Raw genomic sequence first — 21,840 nt, forward strand, 5'->3', positions numbered from 1 at the left:
TTTACAACAGAGGGGAACGATGCGGTAGCAGGATTCCAGAAGAGAAAGAATCTTTCTCGCTGGGTTTCCGGCACCGTCTACGCAGGAAGAATTAAGGCTTTGCGGCCTCCTGCGGTCTTGGACGGAGGTCGAAACCCCCAACCAATCAAGGCGCAAAATTATAGATTAAATTTTGCGCCTTGTAAAACCCATCAATTAGGCCTGAGCTTCCAGGGAAGCTTGGTCTACGGCAACACCGGCACCCATGGTGGTGGAGATGCTGACTTTCTTGATGAATACACCCTTGGCGGAGGACGGCTTGGCCTTCTTCAAGGCAACCAGCAGCGCTTCCAGGTTTTCTTTCAGCTGAACTTCGTTGAAAGAGACCTTGCCCAGAGTGGTATGAATGATACCGTTTTTGTCGTTACGGTAACGAACCTGACCAGCCTTGGCGTTCTTGACGGCTTCGGCTACGTTCGGAGTGACGGTACCCACTTTCGGGTTCGGCATCAGACCGCGCGGGCCCAGGATTTGACCCAGTTGACCAACAACACGCATGGCATCCGGGGATGCGATGACGACGTCGAAGTTCATCTCGCCTTTCTTGACCAGCTCGGCCAGGTCGTCCATACCAACCAGTTCAGCACCGGCAGCCTTGGCGGCTTCGGCATTGGCACCCTGGGTGAACACGGCGACACGGATGTCACGACCGGTACCGTGCGGCAGTACAGTTGCACCACGTACGTTCTGGTCGGATTTACGAGCATCGATACCCAGGTTAACGGCAACGTCAACGCTTTCAACGAACTTGGCGGTAGCCAGTTCTTTCAGCAGGGCAATGGCTTCGTTGATGGAGTACTCTTTGGTACCGTCAACTTTTTCGCGAATAACGCGCATACGCTTGGACAGTTTAGCCATTGTCTTACTCCTCCACTACCAGGCCCATGGAACGAGCGGAACCGGCGATGCAACGTACTTTTGCATCCAGATCGGCACCAGTCATATCCGGCTCTTTGGTCTTGGCGATTTCTTGCAGCTGAGCCACAGTCACCTTACCAACCTTGTCTTTGTTCGGCTTGGCGGAACCAGACTGGATACCAGCGGCTTTCTTCAGCAGGAAGGAAGCGGGCGGAGTCTTGGTTTCGAAGGTGAAGGAACGGTCGCTGTAAACGGTGATCACGACCGGAGTCGGAGAACCTTTTTCCAGCTTTTCTGTACGGGCGTTGAATGCCTTACAGAATTCCATGATGTTCACACCGTGCTGACCCAGAGCAGGACCAACGGGAGGGCTGGGGTTAGCACTGCCAGCCTTAACTTGCAGCTTGATATAAGCTGTGACTTTCTTAGCCATTACAAAAATACCTCAAAAATGGGTTCTAACGCCTCGGAGACATGCTCCTGCAAACGGCTCCCCAACAAATAAAGGGGCAGCGAATTATAGAGATAATCGCTGCCCCTGACAACCGTTAAGCGTACAGAGATTAATCAGCCTTTTTCGACCTGACCAAAATCCAGTTCTACCGGCGTTGAGCGGCCGAAGATCAGTACGGAGACCTTCACGCGGCTCTTTTCGTAGTCCACCTCTTCAACGGTACCGTTGAAGTCGGCGAACGGACCATCGGCAACCCGGACCATCTCACCCGGTTCAAACAGGGTTTTCGGACGCGGCTTGTCGTGGGCATCTTGCAGACGATTGAGGATGGCATCCGCTTCTTTATCGGAGATAGGAGCAGGGCGATCGGAGGTACCGCCGATGAAACCCATTACACGTGGTACATTGCGTACCAAGTGCCATGTGGTTTCATCCATCACCATCTGGACCAGGACGTATCCCGGGAAAAATTTGCGCTCACTCTTGCGCTTCTGGCCAGCACGCATCTCGACCACTTCTTCGGTCGGGACCAGCACTTCACCAAACAGCTCTTCCATGCCATGCATCTTGATATGTTCACGCAGGGATTTGGCAACACGGCCTTCGTAGCCGGAAAATGCCTGCACGACATACCATCTCATACGCTGTTCACGTTGTTCAGTCATGGCTTATCCTTACACACCGGTAATCAAGTTGACCAACCAGACCAAGGCGCCGTCCAACACGAACAGCAGCAGCCCCATCACGGCAGTCACCGCCAGCACAATCAGGGTTGTCTGAATGGCTTCCTGACGGGTCGGCCATACGACCTTGCGGACTTCCAGGCGAGACTCACGGGCAAACGCCAGTGTTGCCTTGCCCTTGGTGGTTTGCAGGGCCACTGCACCGGCAGCAGCGATGACAACGACCACACCCAGGGCGCGGACGGCAGCAATAACGTCGCTCAGCAGGTAATTGCCCACTACAGCGGCCGCCAGGATGATGAAAACCAGGCCCCAAAGCAGGGTATCCTTGCTTCCGCCCTGACCCTCAGAACTAACACTCATACAACCCACCTGTATCTGACGTAACCAAAGACACAAAAGCCCCGTACGAGACGAGGTATATGGCAGGGGCGGCAGGACTCGAACCCGCAACCATCGGTTTTGGAGACCGCTGTTCTACCAATTCGAACTACGCCCCTGCATAAGAAAGCCCCTATTATAGGGGCTTTGCTTTATTTATGTAAGCCAAGATTAAGCGATAACTTTGGCTACAACACCAGCACCTACGGTACGGCCACCTTCACGGATGGCGAAACGCAGGCCGTCGTCCATCGCGATCGGCGCAATCAGGGTAACAACCATCTTGATGTTGTCGCCCGGCATGACCATCTCTACGCCTTCCGGCAGTTCGATGGTACCGGTCACGTCGGTAGTACGGAAGTAGAACTGCGGACGGTAGCCCTTGAAGAACGGAGTGTGACGACCACCTTCTTCTTTGGACAGCACGTACACTTCGGATTCGAACTTAGTGTGCGGCTTGATGGTGCCCGGCTTGGCCAGTACCTGACCACGCTCTACGTCTTCACGCTTCACGCCACGCAGCAGCGCGCCAACGTTCTCACCTGCACGACCTTCGTCCAGCAGTTTGCGGAACATTTCAACGCCGGTACAGGTGGTCTTGGTGGTATCTTTGATACCAACGATTTCCACTTCTTCACCAACTTTAACGATACCGCGCTCTACACGACCGGTTACTACGGTACCACGGCCTGCGATGGAGAAGACGTCTTCGATAGGCATCAGGAACGGCTGGTCAATTGCGCGCTCCGGCTCCGGAATGTAGGTGTCCAGGTGGCCAGCCAGTTCCAGGATCTTCTCTTCCCACTGAGCTTCGCCTTCCAGCGCTTTCAGTGCGGAACCACGTACTACCGGCAGGTCATCACCCGGGAAGTCGTACTCGGACAGCAGTTCGCGAACTTCCATCTCGACCAGTTCCAGCAGCTCTTCGTCATCTACCATGTCGCACTTGTTCATGAACACGATGATGTACGGAACGCCTACCTGACGACCCAGCAGGATGTGCTCACGAGTCTGCGGCATCGGGCCGTCAGTCGCTGCTACTACCAGGATTGCGCCGTCCATCTGGGCAGCGCCGGTGATCATGTTTTTAACGTAGTCGGCGTGACCCGGGCAATCTACGTGGGCGTAGTGGCGGGTAGCAGTGTCGTATTCTACGTGGGAGGTGTTGATGGTGATACCACGCTCACGCTCTTCCGGTGCCTTGTCGATCTGGTCGAAGGCGAAAGCTTTACCACCGAAGTGCTTGGCCAGCACGTTGGTGATGGCGGCGGTCAGGGTGGTTTTACCGTGGTCAACGTGGCCGATGGTACCCACGTTAACGTGCGGTTTATTACGCTCAAATTTTTCTTTAGACATGATCGTCCCTCTAAACTAACGCTGAGTACGCGGTGGCAAGCTAACCACAGAACAGTTTATATGATGGATTTGAATCAAGGGGAGTAGAGAGGTTGGTGCTGACAGGCTGGTTCGATTGCCGAACTCACCCTAAGGTGTGGCTCTCAGAATTACCTGAGCCATATCAGCATCTTGGAGCGGGCAGCGGGAATCGAACCCGCATCATCAGCTTGGAAGGCTGAGGTAATAGCCATTATACGATGCCCGCATTTCTCTAACCCAAAGAACTCAAACCGCAGAGAAATATGGTGGAGGGAGAAGGATTCGAACCTTCGAAGGCAGAGCCGTCAGATTTACAGTCTGATCCCTTTGGCCGCTCGGGAACCCCTCCAGTTGCATAAATGCCACAACGGTAATTCTGCTTGCACCCGTTGTTTTTGTCGCTTTTGCTGGGCAAATAGACGATAGACATCCAAGCGTCGCGCATTTTATGGTAAGGATTTTGGGGATGCAACCATTGCACCTTGCAAAATGTGCATTTATGCCGGGATCCAAGCAAAAAAACGCGCCTTCTCCGTCCCGACCGGACGCGTCCCTTGTCGCTCCCGATCCCTTGGTGTATGGTCGCCCTGCCCAAGAAACAGTGATGACACCATGACGACAGAGCATAACCCCTATTTGCAATTCACCCGCGAACAATGGGCGTTATTGCGCGATGCGGTCCCCCTGACCCTGACCGAGCACGATCTGCAGACCCTGCGCGGGATCAACGAGAAGGTGTCATTGCGGGAAGTGGAAGAGATCTATCTGCCCCTCTCCCGTCTCCTCAATCTCTACGTCAAGGCCAAGCAGCGCCGCAGCCGGGTGCTGGAGCAGTTTCTCGGTCAGTCCCGCGGCAAGGGCACCTATATCATCAGCATCGCCGGCAGCGTGGCGGGGGGCAAGAGCACCACGGCCCGTATCCTTCAGGCATTGCTGGAGCGCTGGCCGGAGCACCCCAGGGTGGAGCTGGTCACCACCGACGGCTTCCTGTTTCCCAACAAGGAGCTGGAAGCCCGTGGCCTGATGCGTCGCAAGGGATTCCCCGAGTCTTATGACATCCGCCATCTGGTGGAGTTTGTCGCCAATATCCGCGCCGGCCACGAGAAGGTCGAGGCCCCCGTCTACTCCCACCTGATCTATGACATCCTGCCCGACGAGAAGAAGGTGGTGGAGCAGCCGGACATCCTGATCCTGGAGGGGCTCAATGTGCTGCAAAGCGGCATGGACTATCCCCAGGACCCCCATCGTGTGTTCGTGTCGGACTTCGTCGACTTCTCCATCTATGTGGATGCTGACGCCGAGCTGCTGCGCACCTGGTACATCGATCGTTTTCTCAAATTCCGCAGCGGCGCCTTCTCGGATCCCGACTCCTATTTCCACCACTACGCCAAGCTGGCCGAGAGCGAGGCGACCGAGATCGCCAACAACATCTGGCAGGATATCAACTACCTGAACCTGCAAGAGAACATCTTGCCGACCCGGGAGCGGGCCAACCTCATCCTCACCAAGGGCAACGAGCACGCCATCGAGCAGATCAAGCTGCGCAAGTGACCACTGTCGCAATGCATACATGGAAGAGGGGGCCCGCAGGCCCCCTCTTCCATTCAGTCCTCATGAGCGTATGGGTTCAGTCCCCCCGCCGCAGGGAGAGTTCCCCTCCCAGATAGAGCTTGAGCCCCTCTTCCGTCTCCAGACGCAGGGCTCCGCGTTCGTCGATCCCCCGGGCAATCCCGCGGATCACCTGCTCTCCCATCAGCAGCTTTACCGGCTGGCCGGCGAAGTGGTCGAGCCGGTTCCAGCTCTCGACAAAACTCGCCAGCCCCGACTGTTCGAAGGTTTGCATGGCCTGTTGCAGGTGCAGCAGCACGCAGGCGGCCAGCTCGTTGCGATCCACCGGCTCGGGCTGGATATGGCGCAGCTCGGACCAGGCCTGATCGATCTTCTCCCCCTCCCGACTCGGCATCGCCAGATTGAGGCCGACCCCGATCACCAGATGGCAGCTGGCACCCGCACTGCCGCTCATCTCCACCAGGATGCCCGCCAGCTTGCGGCCCTGGTAATAGAGGTCGTTCGGCCACTTGAGCGCCACCCCGGGATAACCGAGTGACTCCAGCGCCTCGACCACCGCCACGCCGACCGCGAGACTCAGTCCCATGGCGGCCGCCATGCCCTGCTCAAGCCGCCAGTACATGCTCAGGATCAGCTGGCAACCGAAGGGAGAAACCCAGGGTTTGCCACGACGTCCCCGCCCGGCGGTCTGGCACTCGGCCAGACAGCTTTCCCCGGAGCTCAGGGTATTGACCCGCTCCAGCAGGTACTGGTTGGTGGAATCGATGACAGGGAAGCAGTGCACCGGCGCCATCGGTGCCTCTGCCTGCAGCCGCCCCTCGTCATAGAGGGCCATGGGCACCGCCAGCCGATAGCCCTTGCCGGTCAGGCTGAAGAGATCCAGCCCCAGATCCTTGAGCGCGGCCATGTGCTTGCTCACCGCCGCCCGGCTGATGCCAAGGCGCTCGCCCAGCTGCTCGCCGGAATGGAACTGGCCGTCGCTGAGCAGGGTGATCAGGGTCTGTCTGACGGGGGTCAGGGTCATGCCAGTACCTCGTCGAGCCAGGTTTCACCGCTGCGCCCCATGAAGCGCACCTCATGTTCCAGCACCACACCGAACTGGTGTTCCACGCTGTCGCGGACATGAGCCGCCAGCGCGATGAGTTCCATGGCGCTGGCGCCCCCCAGATTGACCAGCACCAGCGCCTGCTCCTGATGGACGGCGGCACGACCGATGGCAAACCCCTTGAGACCGCACTGATCGATGAGCCAGCCAGCCGCCAGCTTGGCCTGCCCTTCTGCTGCGGGGTAGCAGGGCATCTGCGGGTATTGCTGTTTCAGGGTCTCCGCCAGGGCGGCGGGCACCACAGGGTTTTTGAAGAAACTGCCCGCGTTGCCCAGCACCGCCGGATCCGGCAGCTTGGCCATGCGGGTGGCACAGACGGTGTCGAAAATGGCCTGTGGCGAAGAGGCATCCCCCAGCGCCGCCAGCGGGCCATAACCGGCGACCGGGCGCCATGCCTTGGGCAGGCGCAGACCGACGGCGGTGATGAAGTGGGAGTCCTGATAGTCGTGCTTGAAGATGCTGTCACGGTAACCGAACCGGCAGTCGGCCGCCGCGATGCGCTCAACCTCGCCACTCTGCCAGTTGAACGCCTCCACGTAGGCACAGACGCTGGCCAGCTCGACCCCGTAGGCTCCGATGTTCTGTACCGGGGCCGCCCCGACCGTCCCGGGAATGAGTGCCAGGTTCTCCAGCCCGTGCCAGCCCTGTTGCAGGGCGTGGCATACCAGCTCATGCCAGTTTTCACCTGCCGCCACGTGCAGCAGCCAATGCTCGGACTCCTCATGCAGCGTGATCCCTTTCAGGCCGTTGTGAACCACCAGACCGGCAAAGTCATCGCAGAACAGGATGTTGCTTCCTCCTCCCAGCACCAGGCGCGGCAAGGTGGCCAACTCCGGGTTGGTCCGCAGTTGCGCGAGATCATCCGGCCGGGTCACATCGGCCAGCCAGAGGCAGTGTGCGTCCAGGCCCAGAGTATTGAGGGTCGACAGGGAGGCGTGGGGGGTGAGTTTCATCTGTGTGTTCCGACAAGGACAAGGGCGCAGTTTACCCCAGATCCCCCGGGACAAAAAACCCGGACACTTTTCGGACTCACGGCGCTGGAGTAGAGTAACCCCTTCATCCCGCTGAGGAAGCATGCATGAACAATCAATTCGCCGTCATCGGCCTGGGCCTGTTTGGCAGCGCCTTGTGCGAAGAGTTGCAGCGCCAGAATGCCGAGGTACTGGCCATCGACATCGACGAGAGCAAGACCCGTCAGATAGCCACCCTCTGCAACCACGTCATCGTGGCCGATGCCACCGACGAGGCCACGGTCGCCGAACTGGGCCTGGCGAATTTCGACATCGTCTTTGTCGCCATCGGCGACAACCTGGAGACCAGCATCCTGACCACGCTGGTGCTGAAAGAGGCGGGCGTGAAGAAGGTCTGGGTCAAGGCCCGTGACAAGTTCCACGCCAAGATCCTGCAGAAGGTGGGCGCGGACAAGGTGATCAACCCGGAGTGGGACATGGGCCGCCGGGTGGCCCAGAGCATGCTGGACAACCGGCTGTTCGACTACCTGGAGCTGGGTCACGACATGGTGCTGACCGAGTTCGTGATCGGCTTGCAGCAAAACACCCGCACCCTGGCCGACTTGCGCCTGCTGCAGCAAAGCGATTTCCAGCTGTTGGCCATCAAGCGGGGTGAGGTGCTGCACAACGTCCTGACCGGCAAGATGGAGCTGCAACTCGGTGACATCCTGATCCTGGCCGGCAACAAGCACGCCATCGATCACTGGCTCGACACCCTATGATCAACTGGCGCAGCAACTACGCCTTCACCCTGCATCGGGAAGACAACTCCCGCTGGAGCGAGGCCAAGCTCATCCTGGGCAGTTTCCTCATCATCCTGCTGGTTGGCACCCTGTTTCTGGTCCAGCCCTCCAGCCACAAGGGTGAGGTCACCGTCATCAACGCCCTGTTCACCGCCACCTCCGCCATCAGCGTGACCGGCCTCGGGGTGGTGGATACCGGCACCGCCTTCACCCTGCAGGGGCAGATCATCCTGTTGATATTGATGGAGATTGGTGGTCTCGGCCAGATGACCATGACACTGCTGCTCATCGCCATGTTCAGCAAGCGGGTCGGGCTGCGCCAGCAGGTGCTGGCCAAGGAGGCGCTGGGCCAGGAGGGATCCGTCAACATCGTCCAGCTGGTGAAACGCATCGTCCTGTTCGCCCTGATTGCCCAGCTGATCGGCACCGCCATCATGGCCATTCGCTGGGTGCCTGACATGGGCTGGGGCCACGGCCTCTACGTCAGCTTCTTCCACGCGGTGTCGGCCTTCAACAACGCCGGCTTCTCACTGTTTGCCAACAACCTCATGGACTACCGGGATGACCCCATCATCAGCCTGACCATACCGGCCCTGCTGATCCTGGGGGGGGTAGGCTTCACCGTCATCGTCGACCTGGTGCGCAACCGCCGCTGGCGCAAGCTGAAACTGCACAGCAAGCTGATGCTGCTGATGACCCCTGCCCTACTGCTGCTGGGGACCCTGATGTTCTGGCTGCTGGAGCACAACAACCCTGGCACCCTGGGCAACGCCTCCTTCGGGAGCCAGTGGCTGGCAGCCTTCTTCCAGTCGGCCACCGCGCGCACGGCGGGCTTCAACACGGTGGATATCGGCCAGATGGTACCGGCCTCCCTGCTGTTCATGATGATGCTGATGTTCATCGGTGCCGGGGCAACCTCCACCGGGGGCGGTATCAAGGTCACCACCTTTGCCGTCGTTCTGCTGGCGACCCGGGCGTTTCTGACCAAGCGCCCCCATGTCACCGCCTTCGGCCGCACCCTGTCACCCCAGATAGTGACCCGCTCCCTGGCCATCATCATCGTCAGTACCATGGTGCTGATGCTGGCGATGTTCCTGCTGATGCTCACGGAGTCGCAATCATTCGACAAGATCATGTTCGAGACCATCTCGGCCTTTGCCACCGTGGGACTGTCCACCGGCATCACCGCTTCTCTGAGCGAACCGGGCAAACTGATCCTGGTGCTGGTGATGATCTGTGGCCGTCTGGGGCCCCTCACCCTGGCCATCATGCTGGCCCGTCCGGTGGAGACCCGCATCCGTTATCCGGAAGAGAGCGTCTACACGGGGTAAGCCGCTCCACCCATGCAAAGAGGGGCCACTGGCCCCTCTTCTTATTTTTATGTGATCACGGCGCGCACCAGCCTCAGGCCGCCTTGCCCCTGGTCGTCACCTTGCCAGAGCTCTTTCCCGTACTCTTGCCAGCACTCTTGCTCGTGCGGGGGCGTGCGGCGGTGGACGCAGTCCGCTTGCGGCGGGCAAAGCGTGGCTTGCTGTCACCGGGCGCCGCCTTGGGCAGCGCGCTGAAGCTGGCGCCGGAATCCTGCCGGGCCCCCTCGATCAGGCCGTTGAGCTGCTCGGTGAGCGGCCCCATGAACTGCTGGTAGCTGCCGTGACGTTCGGCGATCTGACCCAGACTCTGCTCCCACAGTGCCGTCATGTCCGGTGTCGTGGCGGTCGCGGGCAGCGCCTGGACCAGGGCTCGCCCGGTCGGGGTGGCCTTGATGCTCTTGCCCTGGCGCACCAGGAAGCGGCGCTTGAACAGCAGATCGATGATCCCGGCCCGGGTCGCCTCGGTGCCGAGGCCATCGGTCTCCCGCAGGGTCTTGCGGATCTCGGGATCCTGCACATAACGGGCGATGCCGGTCATGGCGGCCAGCAGGGTGGCATCGGTAAACGGCTTGGGGGACTGGGTCATCTTCTCCAGCAGCTCCCCCCGCTCGCACAGCAGTTCCTCCCCCTCTTTCAGGGCAGGCAGGGTTCCCGCCTCCTCCTCGTCATCCTCTTCCACTCCGAGCAGCCCTTTCCAGCCCGCCTTGAGGATGCGGCGCGCCTTGGCCTGGAACAGCCCTCCGGCGATGCGCAGCAGCACCTTGCTGTCGTTGTACTCGAACGGCGGGTAGAACTGCAGCAGATACTGGCGGGCAATCAGGCCGTACAGCTTCGCCTCGTCGGCCCCCAGGCTCCCCTCGTTCCCCCTCTTCTCGGTGGGAATGATGGCGTGGTGGGCATCCACCTTGCTGTCGTTCCACGCCTTGCTGCGGATCCTGCCATCCGCTTCGGCGACCGCCCTGGCCAGCGCAGGGGCCGTGCTGGCGATGGCCTCCCGCACCTGGCCGGCCCGGTTGAAGTGCTCGCTCGGCAGATGGCGGCTGTCGGATCTGGGATAGGTGATGAGCTTGTGCCGCTCGTAGAGGCTCTGGCAGATATCCAGCACCCGCTTGGCATCCATGCCAAAGCGCTTGGCCGCGTCGATCTGCAGGCTGGAGAGGTTGTAGGGGAGCGGCGCCGCCTGCTTGCGCGCCTGCTCCTCCACCGCCTCCACCCGGGCGGGCTGCCCCTGGATCCGCTCCACCACCTTGGCGGCCAGCGCCCGGTTGAGCACCCGTCCCTCCTCATCCTGCCAGGGCAGGCAGGCCTCCGATGGCAGCCACCTGGCGGTGAAGCGTTCGTTGCCCTGGGTCAGCAGATGGGCCATCACCTCGTAGAACGGCTTGGGAACGAAGGCCTCGATCTCGAGATCCCGGCGCACCACCAGACCGAGCAAGGGGGTCTGTACCCGGCCCACCGACAGCAGCTCGCTGCAACCCCCCTTGCGGCCAAGCAGGGTGTAGGCCCGGGTCATGTTGATGCCATAGAGCCAGTCGGCACGGCTACGGGCCAGCGCCGACACCGCCAGCGGCACGAACTCCTTGTTGTCCCTGAGCTTGTCGAGGGCGCGGCGCACGGCGGGGGGATTGAGATCGCTGATGAGGCAGCGCTGAACCGGTTTGGTCTTGGGATAGCCGAGAAAGTCGATCACCTCGTCCACCAGCAGTTGCCCTTCCCTGTCCGGGTCACCGGCGTTGACCACGCAGTCCGCCTGCTTGATGAGCCCCTTGATGACGGCCAGCTGGGCCTTGGTCTTGGGTTTGGCCACCAGCTGCCACTGGGTCGGGACAATGGGGAGGGATTCCATGCGCCACTGCTTGTAGGCGGCATCGTAGGCATCGGGCTCGGCCTGCTCCAGCAGGTGGCCGATGCACCAGGTCACCACGTCTCCCTGCGCCGTCTCGATGAAACCCTCCCCCTTCTTGTGAGGTTTGGGGAGGACATCGGCGATGGCGCGGCCAAGGCTGGGTTTCTCGGCGATAAAGAGTCGCATGATGGATACACCTGAATACTGTATATGTGAACAGTATACAATCCTCCCGCCACAAACCCCAAGCCCCGGGGTGGTGCGCGGCCTCCCCGCCCCGGCTTGGGCATCGCTCCCATCACAGGACATCCCGCTCCCGTTGAAGGGTAAAAGTGCGATTAAAATTCAAAAAAGCATGTCCAAACAAAAAACAAAACCAAAAATCTCTTACATGTCGAAATAAAAATCATGACCGAGGTCAAGCCATCGAATCTTGGGACTACTACTATATTGGTAATACCCGAATTCGAAGGACACCGTCACCATGCTTGGAAAACTGTTGAGAAAGACCTGGTTCTGGCTTCTGCTACTCGGGGCCCTGCTGGGGGTCGCTGCACTGGGCGTCACCGTCACCGTGCTGCACAAGACCAGCTCCACCGAGTTCTGCGTCTCCTGCCACTCCATGCAGACCCCCCTCGCCGAATATCAGGGCAGTGTCCACTTCCAGAACGTGAAGGGGATCCGCGCCGAGTGCGCCGACTGCCACATCCCCAGTGAACCCGCCGCCTATCTCTGGACCAAGATCCGCGCCGTGAAGGACATCTATCACGAAGCGATCGGCACCCTCGACACCCCGGAGAAATACGAGGCCCACAAGCTGCGCATGGCCCAGACCGTGTGGGATCAGCTCAAGGCCAATGACTCCGCCACCTGTCGCAGTTGCCACAGCTACGCCGCCATGGACATCCTGGCCCAGCGCCCCAATGCCCGCGCCGAGCACCCGGTCGCCATCAAGGAGGGTCAGACCTGCATCGACTGCCACCGCGGCGTCGCCCACATCATGCCGGACATGAGCGGCCTGGCCGCCGCCGGTGCCAGCGAGCTGGCGCAAGCCGCCGCCCAGACCCCGGCCACCGTCACCACCCGCTATGCCATCGCCACCACCCCGCTCTATCTGGATGCCGGCGCCAAGACTGATGAAGGCACCCTGATGCCCTCCACCCAGGTGGAAGTGCTGGCCAACGACAACGGCCGCGCCCAGGTGCGCATCGACGGCTGGCAGCAGGACGGGGTGAGCGAGGTGTTCTACGCCGCCCCCGGCAAACGGATCCTGAGCGTGCTGGTCGGCGAAGCCGCCAGAAAAGCCCTCGTGACCGGCAAGAGCGAGACCGACAGAGCCACCAACCTCACCTGGCATCAGGTCAGCCTGACCGCCTGGGTCGACCAGAGCCAGCTCATCGGCGACCAGGGCAAGCTGTGGCAATACGCCTCCACCCTGATGTCCAACAACTGCACCGGCTGTCACGGCCTCACCGCGCTGGATCACTTCAACGCCAACCAGTGGATCGGCGTCATCAAGGGGATGGAGTCTCGTACCTCCCTCACCCCGGAGCAGGCGCGCATGCTCACCCAATACGTGCAGAAACATGCCAGCGACATGAGCGCGGCCCATTAAGGCAGGAACAGAGGACTCTCCCATGACTTTTTTCAATGACCAACAGACCAACCTCTCCCGCCGTACTCTGCTCAAGGGGCTGGGGGCCTGTGCCGCTCTGCCCCTGCTGGCTGGTCTCTTTCCGAAAAGCGCCCTGGCCAAGGCCGTCAGCACGGCCCTTGAGCAGTTCCCCACCCTGGTGCCCGCCCAGAAGGGCATCCTGACCGGCGCCCACTGGGGGGCCTTCGAGGCCATCGTCTCCGAGGGCCGCATGGTGCGGGTCCAACCGGTGGCCGATGACCCAGCGCCGAATGACCTCATCGACATGGCGCCGTTCCAGGTCCACGCCAAGAACCGCATCAAGTACCCCATGGTGCGCAAGAGCTGGCTGGAGCACGGCCCGGGTGCCAGACCGGAGCTGCGCGGTGCCGACGAGTGGGTGCGAGTGAGCTGGGAGAAGGCCATCGAACTGGTGGCCGGCGAGATCCAGCGCGTCCAGTCTGATTTCGGCCCGCAGGCGATCCACGCCGGATCCTACGGCTGGAAGAGCGTGGGCATGTTCCACAACAGCCGCACCCTGCTGCACCGCCTGATGAACCTGGCCGGGGGTTTCACCGGCTATGCCGGGGACTACTCCACCGGCGCGGCCCAGGTGATCATGTCCCACGTGATGGGCTCCATCGAGGTGTACGAGCAGCAGACCGCCTGGCCCAACGTGGTGGAGCACGCCGAACTGGTGGTGCTCTGGGGGGTCAACGCCCAGGTGACCCTGAAGAACAGCTGGAACATGCCGGATCACGAGGGGCAGGCCGGTTTCAAGGCGCTGAAAGAGAAAGGCACCCGGGTCATCAGCATCGATCCCGTCTACAACGAGACCGCCAAGCTGGCCAATGCCGAGTGGATTGCCCCGAACGCCTACACAGACGTGGCCATGATGCTGGGGGTGGCCCACACCCTCTACAGCGAGAAGAAGTACGATCAGGCCTTCCTCGATCGCTACACCGTCGGCTTCGACACCTTCCTCGCCTACCTGCTCGGCAAGGATGACGGTCAGCCGAAGAGCGCCGAGTGGGCGAGCGCCATCTGCGGCGTCGATGCCAAGGTGATCCGCCAGCTGGCCCTCGACATGGCCGCCAAGCGCACCATGATCATGGCGGGCTGGGGCATGCAGCGTCAGCACCACGGTGAACAGCCCAACTGGATGCTGGTCACTCTGGCCGCCATGCTGGGCCAGATCGGCCTGCCGGGGGGCGGCTACGGCTTCAGTTACCACTACTCCTCCGGTGGCAGCCCCACCGCCAAGGGCGGCATTCTGGCGGGGATCTCCGCTGGCAATGCGCCGAAGAACAGCCCGGCCCCCATCCCGGTGGCCCGCATCGCCGACTGCCTCGCCAACCCGGGCAAGACCATCGACTTCAACGGCCGCAAGGTGACCTATCCGGACATCAAGCTGGTCTACGTGGCGGGCGGCAACCCCTTCCACCACCATCAGGACACCAACAACCTGCTGCAGGCCTGGCGCAAACCCCAGACCGTGATCGTGCACGAGCCCTACTGGACGGCGACTGCCAAGCACGCCGACATCGTGCTGCCGGCCACCACCAGCTACGAGCGCAACGACCTGGAGATGGGGGGCGACTACTCCCAGCGCTACGTCTTCCCCATGCACCAGTGCGTCCCCCCCCAGTTTGAAGCCCGCAACGACTTCGACATCTTCAGCGCCATCGCCGCCAAGCTGGGCGTGCAGGAGCAGTACACCGAAGGGAAGGACGAGATGCTGTGGCTCAAGCAGATGTACGACGGCATGGCGGCCCAGGCTCGCGGTGCCCGGGTGGCGCTGCCGCCGTTCAACATGTTCTGGGAGGCCAACAACTACATCCGCTTCCCGATCCCGGAGGCCAACCGCCAGTGGATCCGTCACGCCGATTTTCGCGAGAACCCGCTGCTCAACCCGCTCGGTACTCCGTCCGGCAAGATCGAGATCTTCTCAAACACGGTGGCGGGGATGGGTTATGCCGACTGCGCCGGTCATCCCAAGTGGTATGAGCCCAAGGAGTGGGTGAAGAGCGAGGTGGCGGCGCGCTATCCGCTGTCGCTCAACACCTCCCACCCGACCCAGCGGCTGCACTCCCAGCTCGACAACACCCCGCTGCGGGACAAGTTCGCCATCGCCGACCGCGAAGCGATCATGATCCATCCCGCCGACGCCAAGGCCCGTGGCATCCAGGATGGCGATCTGGTGCGGGCCTTCAACGAGCGCGGCCAGATCCTGGTGGGGGCCCTGCTCTCCGAAGATGTGCGTCAGGGCGTGGTGCGGATCTGCGAAGGGGCCTGGTATGACCCGGCCAAGCCGGGCGAAGCGGGCAGCATCTGCAAGAACGGCAACGTCAACTGCCTCACCTTCGACGAGGGCTCGTCCAGCCTGGCCCAGGGCAACTGCGGCCACATGGCCCAATTGCAGATAGAGAAGTATATCGGGCCAGTGCTCGCCAACACGGCGCACGAGGTACCGGCCAACGGCTGAGTAGAGGACTGAGCAACAAAAACGGCGCCATCAAGGCGCCGTTTTCTTATCGCAGTTTGTGGTGTGGCTCAAAATCAGAAGTCACCCTCAACCATATACTCTTCCGCATACTCCACCCGCCTTGCAGCCAGAGTGGGGACAAGGTGGCTCAGAAGTCTCCTTCCACCATGTACTCTTCGGCACACTCCACCAGCTGGGGCCAGAGATCTTCCGGCACCCAGGCCTCGGGGTCATCCTCGTCACCGTCATACTGGCTCCAGAAGAAGGCTCGCAGCCCGCTTGCGAAGTCGTCGCTCAACTCAGCCAGTTCGGAGAGGGGCCCCAGCCAGGCAATGCGGCGCAGGCCGGAGGCGAGATCGTTGATGGCATCCATCAGGGTGCGATCATCCAGGCTCTGCTCCACCAGCAGGGTGAAGCGCTCGCGGGCGCTCTCGGTCTGATCCTCGTCCAGCTCGCCCACGTCGGCCAGCAGGTCGACAAAATCCTCCAGCAGGAACTGGATCAGGGCATCCCTGTCCTCGAACCACTGGATCTGGGCCCCCTTGGTGCCCAGCACCGAGGCATCGAACGAATCATCGAGATGGCACAAAGCCCAAGGATCGTCAGTCATTGCTACCCTTCCTACACCTGAAACAAGAGACGTATCTTATGCCGGGTGCCGCACCCTTGCCAGCACGGCGGCACAAAAGGGGCGCCCCGTCACTCGACCCTGGCCACCTTGGGCAGGGAGAGGGAAGCGGCGAGCCCCCCCAGCTCGGCCCGCCCCATGATGAGGCTGCCACGGTAAGCCTCCGCCAGGTCTGACACTATGTTGAGACCGAGCCCGGAACCCGGCACCTTCTCGTCGAGGCGCACCCCCCGCAGCACCGCCTTGGCGATCTGATCCTCGCTCATGCCGGGACCGTCGTCCTCGATGCGCAGGGTGATCCAGCCCCCCAGCTCGGCGCTGGAGATGCGCAGCTCGCTGGCGGACCACTTGAAGGCGTTCTCCAGCAGGTTGCCCACCATCTCGTCGAAGTCCTGCTCCTCCACCCCGACCGCCAGATTGACCGGCACCTGCAAGTCCACCGTCTTGCCGGGATAGAGGCGGGAGAAGGCGCGACAGATGTACTCCACCCGGGCCCGCACCGGGGTCGACACCCCGAGGATCTTGGCGGCGCCGGTCACCCGCGCCTTGCCGAGGTGGTAGTCGATGTGGCGCTGGATCTGGTCGAGCTGCTCGCCGAGGGCGGCCTGATCTTCAGGCGGCAACTGGGTCACCTGGTTGCGCATGATGCTGAGCGGCGTCTTGAGGGCGTGGGCCAGGTTGCCGGTGTGGGAACGGGCTCGTTGCAGCAGCTCGCCATAGTGGTGCAGCAGGCGGTTGATGTCCTCCACCAGCGGCTGGATCTCCAGGGGGTAACGCAGCCGGAACCCCTCCTGATGACCCTGATGGACGCGGCTCAGCTCGCGACGCAGCAGGTGCAGCGGGCGCAGGCCGTAGAGGATCTGGAACATGAAGCCGAGCACCAGGCCGGTGGCGGCGAAGCCGAGGCCAAGGAACAGGCTGATGCGGGTCTTCTTCAGGGTCTGGGTCAGGGCACTGCTGTCCTTGGCCATCACCAGGGTGAAGACCCGATCAGACCCCGGCAGCAGCACGGTACGGGTCATGATGAGCAGGGGCTCCTTGTTGGGCCCCTTGCCGACAAAGAGATCCGGATCGCCGAAAGCCGACTTCAGGCCGTGGGCACTCAGATGGGCATCCCACAGAGAGCGGGAGCGACTGACCACCGTCTCCCCCAGCTCCAGTTGCCAGTAGTAGCCGGAGTAGGGCTGGCGATAACGGGGGTCGGCCATGGGCTCGGTGACCACCGGCATGCCGTCCGGCTGGATCTCGAGGCGGGAGAGCAGATCGTAGAGCTGCAGGCGCAAGCCATCGGCCTCCGCCTCCTGCCAGTAGTTGCGCATCATGGTCTGCAGGCTGAAACCGGTGGCGAACAGGAAGAGACCGCACCAGACCATGGCGATCACCACCAGCCGACCTCGCAGGGTACGTACCAGCCTCATTCAACCCACCCCGCCATCGGTTGCGGTCGCGTCATTCGTTGATCCGGTAGCCGAGGCCGCGCACCGTCTCGATGAGATCGGCGTGGGTCTTCTTGCGGATGCGGCCGATGAACACCTCCACGGTGTTGGAGTCGCGATCGAAATCCTGGGCATAGATGTGGTCGATCAGCTCGCTGCGGGACACCACCTTGCCCCTGTGCTGCATCAGGTAGCCCAGCACCCGGAACTCGTGGGCGGTGAGCTTGATGGGGGTCCCTTCGTACCATACCTGAGAAGCCGCCATGTCGAGACGCACGCCACCGATCTCGAGGATGGAGCTGGCGTTCCCCGCCGCCCGGCGCACCAGCGCCTGCACCCTCGCCACCAGCTCCGCCACCTGGAAGGGCTTGGTGAGGTAGTCGTCCGCCCCGGCGTTGAGCCCTTCAATCTTCTCGTGCAACTGGCCACGGGCGGTCAGCACCAGCACCGGGGTGTCCATCCCCTTGCTGCGCCACTCCTTCAGTACGCTCAGGCCGTCGCGACCGGGCAGACCGAGGTCCAGGATGATGGCGTCATAGGGTTCGGTCTCGCCGAGAAAGCCCGCCTCGTTGCCATCGTGGCAGAGATCGGTGACGAAACCGGACAGACGCAGCTGTTCCGCCAGCTGGCCCGCGAGGATCTTTTCATCTTCAACTATCAGAATGCGCATACATGGGTATCCAAAACAGGGTTGTGCCGGCACCGGCAACGGTTGGGGGGACGAACCGGACGGCGGCAGGTTCGCGGACTCACGCCGTTACTCCTCTTCCGGGGGCGGGCGCGGAGCGAACAGGCGCTCCAGATGGTGACCCTTGAGCCACACCATCTCCAGATTGTCAGCCCGGTAGCCCACCTTGATAACGCTGTTCTCCTCGTCGATGAGCCTGAGCTCGTAGAGCCAGACGCCATCCTCCTCACCCAGATCGACGCGCAGCACGCGCACCGGCAGGCGGGAGGCCACCTCCATCAACTCATGAAACGGGCGGACCCGCCCCTCGCTGACCGCCTGTTGCAGCAAGGCCTCGTTCGGCTGGGCCGCCTGAACCAGCATCGGCAGCAGCAATCCAAGCAGGGGCAGCGCGCTATTCATGGGTGATTCATCTCTCAAAACCTAACATAATGCCGTTTATAGTGTGCCAGCCATGAATCCGGAATGAATATGATCCCACGCAGTATCCTGCTGATCTTGTGCCTCTTTTCCACCTTTGGCTGGGCGGCGCAGACACGTCTCGACATGGCCGGACTGGTCAAGTTGTTGCTGGCACAAGGGTATCACGACATTCGGGAAGTGGAGCTGGAAGGGGACAAATTCGAGGTCGATACCCTGAATGCCGACGATCAGCGCGTCCAGTTGCAGGTCGATGCCAACACCGGCGAGATCACCAAAAAAGAGGCCGAATAGGCCTCTTTTGCTATGGGCGTGACGGCTGTTGCGCCGCCCCCCTCCCGGCTACTTGTGCTCGCCTGCGCCAGGGGCGCAGCAGCTTTTCCCGACGTGGCCACAGCAGGGCGCAGGCCAGCAGCAGATAGATGAGCGGCTCCTGCCAGCCGCTCTTGACCGACCACCAGTAGTGTACCGGCACCAGCAGAGCCACCCCGTAGATCCAGTTGTGCAGCTTCTGCCAGGCCGGCCCCATGCGACGCAACAGGGCCGGGATCGAGGTGATGCCGAGCGCCAGCAACAGCAGCAGCGCCACCATGCCCACCACTATGTAGCTGCGCTTGACCAGCTCGCCGCCAATCAGCCCCCAGTCGAACTGCAGATCCAGCCCCAGCCAGACCATGAAGTGCAGGGACGCCCAGGCGGCGCACCAGAGCCCGAGGGGGCGGCGCAGCTTGATGAGCTGCCCCTGGCGCCAGCGCTTGGCGAGCGGCGACACCAGCAGGGTCAGCAACAGCAGGTGGAGGGCCCCCTTGCCAAGGTAATGGGTCAGCCCCTGGACCGGATCCCCCCCCAGCAGCCCGGCTGGCACGGCATAGCCCAGCCAGAGCAGAAAGCCGATCGAACCAAGGTGCACCAGCGCCCGCAAGCCGTTGATATGGGCTGTTTTCAGTCTCGGCATCATATTGCAGTTCCCGTCATGTTTTTCCCGCTTCTCATCCCCTCTCCCACCAGGGGAGAAGGAGGCAAGAGATCAGTCGGACAGAGCGTCAGTCTCAATACCATTTACGCAGATCCATCCCCTGATAGAGGGACGCTACCTCGTCCCCGTAGCCGTTGAACATCAGGGTCGGCTGGCGCTTGGCACCGAAGATGCCCCCCTCGCCGATGAAACGCTCGCTGGCCTGGCTCCAGCGCGGGTGATCCACTTGCGGATTGACGTTGGCATAGAAACCATACTCGTTCGGCGCCAGCAGGTTCCAGGTGGTGGGGGGCATCTCCTCCACCAGGCGGATGGAGACGATGCTCTTGATGCTCTTGAAGCCGTACTTCCAGGGCACCACCAGCCGGATGGGAGCCCCGTTCTGGGCGGGCAGGGTCTTGCCATAGAGCCCCATGGCGAGGAAGGAGAGGGGGTGCATGGCCTCGTCGAGGCGCAAGCCCTCCACATAGGGATAATCGATGCCGCCCCCCAGGGCACGGGAGGCCTGCCCCGGCAACTGTTCCGGATCATAGAGGGTCTCGAAGGCCACGAACTTGGCGCGACTGGTGGGCTCGGCACGGCGGATCAGATCCGCCAGCGCAATGCCGCTCCAGGGCAACACCATGGACCAGGCCTCCACGCAGCGCAGCCGATAGATGCGCTCCTCCAGCGTGCTCTTGTTGATGAGATCCCACACATCCAGGGTGAAGGGTTTGGCCACCTCCCCTTCCACCTTCAGGGTCCAGGGCTCGGGCTTGAGGTAATGGCCGTTGCGGGCCGGATCCCCCTTGTCGGTCCCCAGCTCGTAGAAATTGTTGTGGGTGGTGGCCTTCTCCTCCGGGGTGAGGATCAATCCCTCTGGCCGGGTCGCGGCACGGATGTCGAGGGGTCTGGTGGGGGCCACGGGGGCCGGCTTGTCCGATGCGAAGAGATCCAGCAGGCTGGCCTTCACCGGAAACGCCAGGGTGGCGGCACCGACGCCCAGGCCCAGCCCTTTCAGGATGCGGCGACGATCCTGATAGACGGTTTCCGGCGTGACATCCTGCTCGGTGGGGTGATGAGAAGTACGGCGCTTGATCAACATGAAAAAACTCCCGGGACGATGAGGTTGACAACCATAAGACCCGCCCCGGCCGAGTTTTATTTCACACAGAATTACATGAGTTGGTAAAGGGGCAGTGCCTTGGCCATGGTACCGGCCAGGAAGAGCACTACGAACACCAGCAGAGGAACGATCACGTTTGGCACCATCAGACTCACTCCATGAGCAGGACAGGGCCTCTAACTATGGAACAAGGTCTGCGGCGCCTCCAATGAATTTTTTTCGCGAGCGCAAGCGTATTCCAGAGTTGCAAAGAGTGATCTGGATCACACACAATCCGGCCCCCGCTTGCTGCCGCTCTACCGCGGAGTAGGCTGCCTCCTTTTCCGGATTCAACCACTGAGAGTCACGCCATGAGCCCACTGTTCGCCATCGCCATCACGACCGGGATCCTCTCCGCCGTCTGGGGTGGACTGGCCGCCGCACTCGGTCTCATCTCCTGGGTAGGCTTCCTCGGCTGCACCAGCTACTTCGCCTCGAGTGGCGGTTACAAGGCGCTGTTGCAGACCCTGCTGTGCAACACCACCGGCATGCTGTGGGCACTCCTGCTGATCCACGGGGAGACCTGGTGGGGGGCCGGCATGGCGGGTTATCTGATGACAGGGGTGGTGGCCACCCTGATGTGCGTGCAGGCCAGGCAGCAGTGGCTCGCCTACATTCCCGGCACCTTCGCCGGTTGCTGTGCCACCTTCGGCGCCGCAGGCGAGTGGCGGCTCATTCTGCCCTCCCTCATCATCGGCGCCCTGTTTGGCTATCTGATGAAGGCGAGCGGCCTCTGGCTCTCCCAGAAGACCCTCTCCACCGGCGGCGTCAGCGATCCGGCCTGAGGCCGATTCGGTCGGAAACCAGAGGGGCGGGGGGGGGGGGGGGGGGCGCGGGGGGGGGGGGGGGGGGCGCGGGGGGGGGGGGGGGGGGGGGGGGCGGGGGGGGGGGCGGGGGGGGGGGGGGGGGGGGGGGGGGGGGGGGGGGGGGGGGGGGGGGGGGTGGGGGGGGGGGGGGGGGGGGGGGCGGGGGGGGGGGGGGGGGGGGGGGGGGGG

General features: G+C 62.1%; 21 protein-coding genes and 3 tRNA genes. 7 read left to right on the forward strand and 17 right to left on the reverse strand.

Annotated elements, in window-relative coordinates:
- Positions 1–195: 195 nt before the first annotated feature.
- From rplA to PG879_RS18155, 8 genes are all read right to left on the reverse strand, one after another.
- A complete protein-coding gene (gene rplA / locus PG879_RS18120; RefSeq protein ID WP_010675958.1) occupies positions 196–897 on the reverse strand; it encodes a 50S ribosomal protein L1 in 702 nt (233 codons plus the stop codon).
- Positions 898–901: 4 nt separating this feature from the next.
- On the reverse strand, positions 902–1,330 hold the full coding sequence (rplK, locus tag PG879_RS18125) for a 50S ribosomal protein L11 (protein ID WP_005306313.1): 429 nt from the start codon (positions 1,328–1,330) through the stop codon (positions 902–904).
- A 134-nt stretch (positions 1,331–1,464) separates the two neighbouring features.
- Positions 1,465–2,016, reverse strand: a complete 552-nt coding sequence (nusG, locus tag PG879_RS18130) for a transcription termination/antitermination protein NusG (RefSeq protein ID WP_010675959.1) — start codon at positions 2,014–2,016, stop codon at positions 1,465–1,467.
- A 9-nt stretch (positions 2,017–2,025) separates the two neighbouring features.
- Positions 2,026–2,397: a preprotein translocase subunit SecE gene (secE, locus tag PG879_RS18135; RefSeq protein WP_010675960.1), complete on the reverse strand. Its 372-nt coding sequence runs from the start codon at positions 2,395–2,397 to the stop codon at positions 2,026–2,028.
- Positions 2,398–2,457: 60 nt separating this feature from the next.
- Positions 2,458–2,534: transfer RNA gene (locus tag PG879_RS18140), tRNA-Trp, on the reverse strand.
- Between the two features lie 52 nt (positions 2,535–2,586).
- Complete coding sequence (gene tuf / locus PG879_RS18145; RefSeq protein ID WP_005306325.1) at positions 2,587–3,771, reverse strand: elongation factor Tu; 1,185 nt, start codon at positions 3,769–3,771, stop codon at positions 2,587–2,589.
- A gap of 172 nt (positions 3,772–3,943) precedes the next feature.
- Positions 3,944–4,018, reverse strand: a tRNA-Gly gene (locus tag PG879_RS18150).
- A gap of 38 nt (positions 4,019–4,056) precedes the next feature.
- Positions 4,057–4,141, reverse strand: a tRNA-Tyr gene (locus PG879_RS18155).
- Between the two features lie 263 nt (positions 4,142–4,404).
- Here PG879_RS18155 and coaA point away from each other — a divergent pair.
- Positions 4,405–5,343 (forward strand): type I pantothenate kinase, encoded by a 939-nt coding sequence (coaA, locus tag PG879_RS18160; RefSeq protein WP_029314861.1) that lies wholly within the window; start codon positions 4,405–4,407, stop codon positions 5,341–5,343.
- A 76-nt stretch (positions 5,344–5,419) separates the two neighbouring features.
- Here the strand turns inward: coaA and birA are convergent, their stop codons facing one another.
- Positions 5,420–6,385, reverse strand: coding sequence for a bifunctional biotin--[acetyl-CoA-carboxylase] ligase/biotin operon repressor BirA (birA, locus tag PG879_RS18165; RefSeq protein WP_039041033.1), 966 nt, complete (start codon positions 6,383–6,385; stop codon positions 5,420–5,422).
- Positions 6,382–7,419, reverse strand: coding sequence for a UDP-N-acetylmuramate dehydrogenase (gene murB / locus PG879_RS18170; RefSeq protein ID WP_041214279.1), 1,038 nt, complete (start codon positions 7,417–7,419; stop codon positions 6,382–6,384). Before murB ends, birA begins: the two co-directional genes overlap by 4 nt.
- Positions 7,420–7,544: 125 nt before the next feature.
- Here murB and PG879_RS18175 point away from each other — a divergent pair, with 125 nt between their 5' ends.
- Together PG879_RS18175 and PG879_RS18180 are read left to right on the forward strand one after the other, a co-directional pair.
- Positions 7,545–8,198: a potassium channel family protein gene (locus tag PG879_RS18175; RefSeq protein ID WP_010675965.1), complete on the forward strand. Its 654-nt coding sequence runs from the start codon at positions 7,545–7,547 to the stop codon at positions 8,196–8,198.
- Complete coding sequence (locus PG879_RS18180; protein WP_041211921.1) at positions 8,195–9,550, forward strand: TrkH family potassium uptake protein; 1,356 nt, start codon at positions 8,195–8,197, stop codon at positions 9,548–9,550. Before PG879_RS18175 ends, PG879_RS18180 begins: the two co-directional genes overlap by 4 nt.
- Before the next feature lie 73 nt (positions 9,551–9,623).
- On the opposite strand, the gene PG879_RS18185 is transcribed toward PG879_RS18180, so the two are convergent.
- Positions 9,624–11,621, reverse strand: a complete 1,998-nt coding sequence (locus PG879_RS18185) for a DNA topoisomerase III (RefSeq protein ID WP_270830541.1) — start codon at positions 11,619–11,621, stop codon at positions 9,624–9,626.
- 298 nt (positions 11,622–11,919) lie between these two features.
- On the opposite strand from PG879_RS18185, the gene PG879_RS18190 reads away from it, so the two are divergent.
- A complete protein-coding gene (locus tag PG879_RS18190; protein ID WP_270830542.1) occupies positions 11,920–13,050 on the forward strand; it encodes a NapC/NirT family cytochrome c in 1,131 nt (376 codons plus the stop codon).
- A gap of 22 nt (positions 13,051–13,072) precedes the next feature.
- Positions 13,073–15,553, forward strand: a complete 2,481-nt coding sequence (torA, locus tag PG879_RS18195; RefSeq protein WP_270830543.1) for a trimethylamine-N-oxide reductase TorA — start codon at positions 13,073–13,075, stop codon at positions 15,551–15,553.
- Positions 15,554–15,701: 148 nt separating this feature from the next.
- Here torA and PG879_RS18200 read toward each other — a convergent pair whose 3' ends face one another.
- The 4 genes from PG879_RS18200 to PG879_RS18215 all read right to left on the reverse strand — a co-directional run bounded on the left by PG879_RS18200 (position 15,702) and on the right by PG879_RS18215 (position 18,707).
- Positions 15,702–16,163 carry a hypothetical protein gene (locus tag PG879_RS18200; protein WP_010675970.1) on the reverse strand — a complete coding sequence of 154 codons (462 nt, stop codon included), beginning with the start codon at positions 16,161–16,163 and terminating at the stop codon, positions 15,702–15,704.
- A gap of 89 nt (positions 16,164–16,252) precedes the next feature.
- Positions 16,253–17,599, reverse strand: a complete 1,347-nt coding sequence (locus PG879_RS18205; RefSeq protein ID WP_010675971.1) for a sensor histidine kinase — start codon at positions 17,597–17,599, stop codon at positions 16,253–16,255.
- A 31-nt stretch (positions 17,600–17,630) separates the two neighbouring features.
- Positions 17,631–18,287, reverse strand: coding sequence for a response regulator transcription factor (locus PG879_RS18210; protein ID WP_005332666.1), 657 nt, complete (start codon positions 18,285–18,287; stop codon positions 17,631–17,633).
- An 87-nt stretch (positions 18,288–18,374) separates the two neighbouring features.
- Entirely contained in the window at positions 18,375–18,707 is a 333-nt protein-coding gene (locus PG879_RS18215) for a PepSY domain-containing protein (RefSeq protein WP_010675972.1), read from the reverse strand.
- 63 nt (positions 18,708–18,770) lie between these two features.
- On the opposite strand from PG879_RS18215, the gene PG879_RS18220 reads away from it, so the two are divergent.
- Positions 18,771–19,019: a PepSY domain-containing protein gene (locus tag PG879_RS18220; protein ID WP_010675973.1), complete on the forward strand. Its 249-nt coding sequence runs from the start codon at positions 18,771–18,773 to the stop codon at positions 19,017–19,019.
- A 10-nt stretch (positions 19,020–19,029) separates the two neighbouring features.
- Here PG879_RS18220 and PG879_RS18225 read toward each other — a convergent pair whose 3' ends face one another.
- The gene (locus tag PG879_RS18225; protein ID WP_270830544.1) at positions 19,030–19,683 is read right to left on the reverse strand and encodes a protein-methionine-sulfoxide reductase heme-binding subunit MsrQ; all 654 of its coding nucleotides are present in this window, start codon (positions 19,681–19,683) and stop codon (positions 19,030–19,032) included.
- 91 nt (positions 19,684–19,774) lie between these two features.
- Positions 19,775–20,785, reverse strand: a complete 1,011-nt coding sequence (gene msrP, locus PG879_RS18230; RefSeq protein WP_270830545.1) for a protein-methionine-sulfoxide reductase catalytic subunit MsrP — start codon at positions 20,783–20,785, stop codon at positions 19,775–19,777.
- Between the two features lie 371 nt (positions 20,786–21,156).
- Here msrP and PG879_RS18235 point away from each other — a divergent pair, with 371 nt between their 5' ends.
- Positions 21,157–21,630, forward strand: coding sequence for a DUF1097 domain-containing protein (locus PG879_RS18235; protein WP_042014355.1), 474 nt, complete (start codon positions 21,157–21,159; stop codon positions 21,628–21,630).
- The last annotated feature ends 210 nt before the right edge of the window (positions 21,631–21,840 follow it).

It is taken from the genome of Aeromonas sp. QDB63 (assembly GCF_027707425.1).
Taxonomy (GTDB): domain Bacteria; phylum Pseudomonadota; class Gammaproteobacteria; order Enterobacterales; family Aeromonadaceae; genus Aeromonas; species Aeromonas caviae.

What these genes read in the sequence shown, in the direction of transcription:
- rplA (WP_010675958.1), bottom strand. Translation starts at nt 897, where the DNA reads ATGGCTAAACTGTCCAAGCGTATGCGCGTTATTCGCGAAAAAGTTGAC.
- rplK (WP_005306313.1), bottom strand. Translation starts at nt 1,330, where the DNA reads ATGGCTAAGAAAGTCACAGCTTATATCAAGCTGCAAGTTAAGGCTGGC.
- nusG (WP_010675959.1), bottom strand. Translation starts at nt 2,016, where the DNA reads ATGACTGAACAACGTGAACAGCGTATGAGATGGTATGTCGTGCAGGCA.
- secE (WP_010675960.1), bottom strand. Translation starts at nt 2,397, where the DNA reads ATGAGTGTTAGTTCTGAGGGTCAGGGCGGAAGCAAGGATACCCTGCTT.
- tuf (WP_005306325.1), bottom strand. Translation starts at nt 3,771, where the DNA reads ATGTCTAAAGAAAAATTTGAGCGTAATAAACCGCACGTTAACGTGGGT.
- coaA (WP_029314861.1), top strand. Translation starts at nt 4,405, where the DNA reads ATGACGACAGAGCATAACCCCTATTTGCAATTCACCCGCGAACAATGG.
- birA (WP_039041033.1), bottom strand. Translation starts at nt 6,385, where the DNA reads ATGACCCTGACCCCCGTCAGACAGACCCTGATCACCCTGCTCAGCGAC.
- murB (WP_041214279.1), bottom strand. Translation starts at nt 7,419, where the DNA reads ATGAAACTCACCCCCCACGCCTCCCTGTCGACCCTCAATACTCTGGGC.
- PG879_RS18175 (WP_010675965.1), top strand. Translation starts at nt 7,545, where the DNA reads ATGAACAATCAATTCGCCGTCATCGGCCTGGGCCTGTTTGGCAGCGCC.
- PG879_RS18180 (WP_041211921.1), top strand. Translation starts at nt 8,195, where the DNA reads ATGATCAACTGGCGCAGCAACTACGCCTTCACCCTGCATCGGGAAGAC.
- PG879_RS18185 (WP_270830541.1), bottom strand. Translation starts at nt 11,621, where the DNA reads ATGCGACTCTTTATCGCCGAGAAACCCAGCCTTGGCCGCGCCATCGCC.
- PG879_RS18190 (WP_270830542.1), top strand. Translation starts at nt 11,920, where the DNA reads ATGCTTGGAAAACTGTTGAGAAAGACCTGGTTCTGGCTTCTGCTACTC.
- torA (WP_270830543.1), top strand. Translation starts at nt 13,073, where the DNA reads ATGACTTTTTTCAATGACCAACAGACCAACCTCTCCCGCCGTACTCTG.
- PG879_RS18200 (WP_010675970.1), bottom strand. Translation starts at nt 16,163, where the DNA reads ATGACTGACGATCCTTGGGCTTTGTGCCATCTCGATGATTCGTTCGAT.
- PG879_RS18205 (WP_010675971.1), bottom strand. Translation starts at nt 17,599, where the DNA reads ATGAGGCTGGTACGTACCCTGCGAGGTCGGCTGGTGGTGATCGCCATG.
- PG879_RS18210 (WP_005332666.1), bottom strand. Translation starts at nt 18,287, where the DNA reads ATGCGCATTCTGATAGTTGAAGATGAAAAGATCCTCGCGGGCCAGCTG.
- PG879_RS18215 (WP_010675972.1), bottom strand. Translation starts at nt 18,707, where the DNA reads ATGAATAGCGCGCTGCCCCTGCTTGGATTGCTGCTGCCGATGCTGGTT.
- PG879_RS18220 (WP_010675973.1), top strand. Translation starts at nt 18,771, where the DNA reads ATGAATATGATCCCACGCAGTATCCTGCTGATCTTGTGCCTCTTTTCC.
- PG879_RS18225 (WP_270830544.1), bottom strand. Translation starts at nt 19,683, where the DNA reads ATGATGCCGAGACTGAAAACAGCCCATATCAACGGCTTGCGGGCGCTG.
- msrP (WP_270830545.1), bottom strand. Translation starts at nt 20,785, where the DNA reads ATGTTGATCAAGCGCCGTACTTCTCATCACCCCACCGAGCAGGATGTC.
- PG879_RS18235 (WP_042014355.1), top strand. Translation starts at nt 21,157, where the DNA reads ATGAGCCCACTGTTCGCCATCGCCATCACGACCGGGATCCTCTCCGCC.